Origin of the sequence: Nocardioides sp., from assembly GCF_030019515.1 — a bacterium.
In the GTDB taxonomy this organism is placed as follows: domain Bacteria; phylum Actinomycetota; class Actinomycetes; order Propionibacteriales; family Nocardioidaceae; genus Nocardioides.
Genome location: NZ_JASEEQ010000031.1, coordinates 1 through 2,429 on the forward strand (window position 1 = coordinate 1; position 2,429 = coordinate 2,429).

The following is a 2,429-nucleotide window of genomic DNA, read 5'->3' on the forward strand; positions in this document are numbered from 1 at the left end:
CCCGGATGGCCGGCTCCGAACACGGCTCGGCCAAGACCGTCGCCGAGCTCGTCGAGATCGGCGCCGGCATCGGCCGCCCGGTCGTCGAACGCACCACCACCTACGACCGGCGGGTCCTCACGCCGAGTTGATGCCGAGCCCGCCGTCGATGCGGTGCCAAGAGCCGGTGATGAAGGCGGCCTCGTCAGAGGCCAGGAAGCAGATCAGCGCCGCGACCTCCTCGGGCGACGCGTAACGCCCGAGCGGGATCGCGTCGCGGTACTGGGAGCGCACGGTCGTCCCGTCGTCGCCGCCGAGACCGGACTCGATGGACCGCATCATCCGGCCCTCGATCGGCGCCGGGCACACGGCGGTGACGCGGATGCCGGCGGCGGACTCCTCGGCCGCGACGGTCTTGGTCATGCCGAGGAGGGCGTGCTTGCTCATGCCGTAGGCGATCATCCCGGGCGTCCCCTGGAGGCCTGCGACCGAGGCCACATTCACGATGGCGCCGCCACCCCGGGCGCGCAGGAGGGGCACCGCGTGCTTCATGCCGAGGTAGGAGCCGCGCACGTTGATCGCGAACGTCCGGTCGAACACGTCGTCGTCGTACTCGGTGGTCGTCGCGAAGCCGCCCTCGGTGCCGGCGTTGTTGACGAGGACGTCCAGGCCGCCGAACCGCTGCGCAGACCCGGTCAGCGACTCGCGGACGTCGTCCCCGCTGGTGACGTCCATGCGGACCGCCGCCGCGTCGCCGCCGATCTCGGCAGCAGCCCTCTGCGCTGCCTCGAGGTCGATGTCGGCGAGCACCACAGAGGCGCCCTCGGTGGCCAGTCGCCGCGAGATCGCGGTGCCGAGAACGCCTGCGGCTCCGGTGACGAGCGCGACTTTGCCGGTGAAACGGGACATGGGGTACCTCTCTCGGATACGACGTCAGGACGGGGCGTCGAAGGACCAGCGGTCCCAGGACACGATGAGGTCCGGCGGTGGCCGCCGGGCAGGGGAGAAACTGGAGCCGGTGAAGTACGCCGTGGGGATGAGCCCGACCTGGGTCACGTCGTCCGGCAGGCCGAGCACCTCGGCGACATCCTCCTGACGGGCCAGCGTAGAGGTGGTCCAGCACGTCCCGAGGCCGAGGGAGCGCGCGGCGAGCATGAAGCTCCAGGTCGCCGGCAGGATGTTGGCGTAGACGCCGGCCACGAACTCGGGACCCCACGAGTCGGGACGCCCGACGATGAGGGGGATGACGTGCACAGGGACGTCCTCGAGCCGGTGCGCGAGGTAGATCGCCGACTCGTACACCCGGCGGGTCTGGTCGTCGGCGGCGGTCGCCAGTCCGTCCTCGAGCAGGCCGAGCCCGGCCTCGCGGTAGATCTCGGCGAGCCGGCGCCGCTGGTCGGGATCGTCGACGAGCACGAACCGCCACCCCTGGGAGTTGCCGGCCGTGGGCGCCTGCTGGGCGACGTCGACGCAGCGCAGGAGCAGGTCACGGGGCACCGGTCGGGTGAGGTCGAGCCGACGACGCACGGCGCGCGTGGTGGTGAGCAGCTCGAGGCCGGGGTGCGCCATGCCCCGAATCAACATGATTCCGACATCAATGTCAATATACGAGATATGACCGGACTCAACCGCACCGCCTCTGCCACAGTCGGCTCATGCCTTCGGTGCCCGAGTCCCTTGCCGGCATGACCGTCGCTGTCCTCGGCGGCACCGGGCCGCAAGGGCGTGGCCTCGCGCGGCGCCTCGCCACCGCCGGTGTTCCGGTGGTGATCGGCAGCCGCAGCGCGGACCGGGCCGCGCACACCGCGGCCGACCTGCCCGGCGAGGTGTCCGGCGCCGACAACGCGGGCGCCGCCGCCGCGGGTGACGTCGTCGTGGTCGCCGTACGCTGGGACGGCCATGGCGACCTGCTCACCTCACTCAAGGCGGAGCTCGCCGGCAAGGTCGTCGTCGACTGCGTGAACCCGCTCGGCTTCGACAAGTATGGCGCCTACGCCCTCCAGGTCGAGGAGGGATCCGCAGCGCAGCAGGCGCAGTCGATCCTCTCGGACTCGACCGTGGTCGGTGCGTTCCACAACGTCAGTGCGGTGCTGCTCGAGGACCCCGAGGTCGAGTCGCTCGACACCGACGTGCTCGTCCTCGGCGACGTACGCGAGGCGACCGACCTGGTCCGGGACCTGTGCGGCATGATCCCGGGCGTGCGGGGCATCTACGGCGGGCGCCTGCGCAACGCCCACCAGGTCGAGGCCCTCACCGCCAACCTGATCTCGGTCAACCGCCGCTACCAGGCGCACGCCGGCGTCCGGATCACGGACGTCTGAGGGACGAACCCGTTGTTCCACCAGGCGCTCGAGTGAGCTGAACGAGAGGAAGCAGATGGACTTCGGACTGTCTTCGAAGGCGCAGGAGCACTGCGACCGGATGTGGGACTTCATGCGGGAGGAGGTCTT

General features: G+C 70.7%; 3 protein-coding genes. 1 reads left to right on the forward strand and 2 read right to left on the reverse strand.

The annotated features are described in order from the left end of the window. Positions 1 to 117: 117 nt before the first annotated feature. Together QMC84_RS22365 and QMC84_RS22370 are read right to left on the reverse strand one after the other, a co-directional pair. On the reverse strand, positions 118 to 888 hold the full coding sequence (locus QMC84_RS22365) for an SDR family oxidoreductase (protein ID WP_300378882.1): 771 nt from the start codon (positions 886 to 888) through the stop codon (positions 118 to 120). 24 nt (positions 889 to 912) lie between these two features. Further along, positions 913 to 1,548, reverse strand: a complete 636-nt coding sequence (locus tag QMC84_RS22370; RefSeq protein ID WP_300378884.1) for a nitroreductase family protein — start codon at positions 1,546 to 1,548, stop codon at positions 913 to 915. Positions 1,549 to 1,634: 86 nt separating this feature from the next. Here QMC84_RS22370 and npdG point away from each other — a divergent pair, with 86 nt between their 5' ends. Further along, positions 1,635 to 2,300: an NADPH-dependent F420 reductase gene (npdG, locus tag QMC84_RS22375; RefSeq protein ID WP_300378886.1), complete on the forward strand. Its 666-nt coding sequence runs from the start codon at positions 1,635 to 1,637 to the stop codon at positions 2,298 to 2,300. Positions 2,301 to 2,429: the final 129 nt, after the last annotated feature.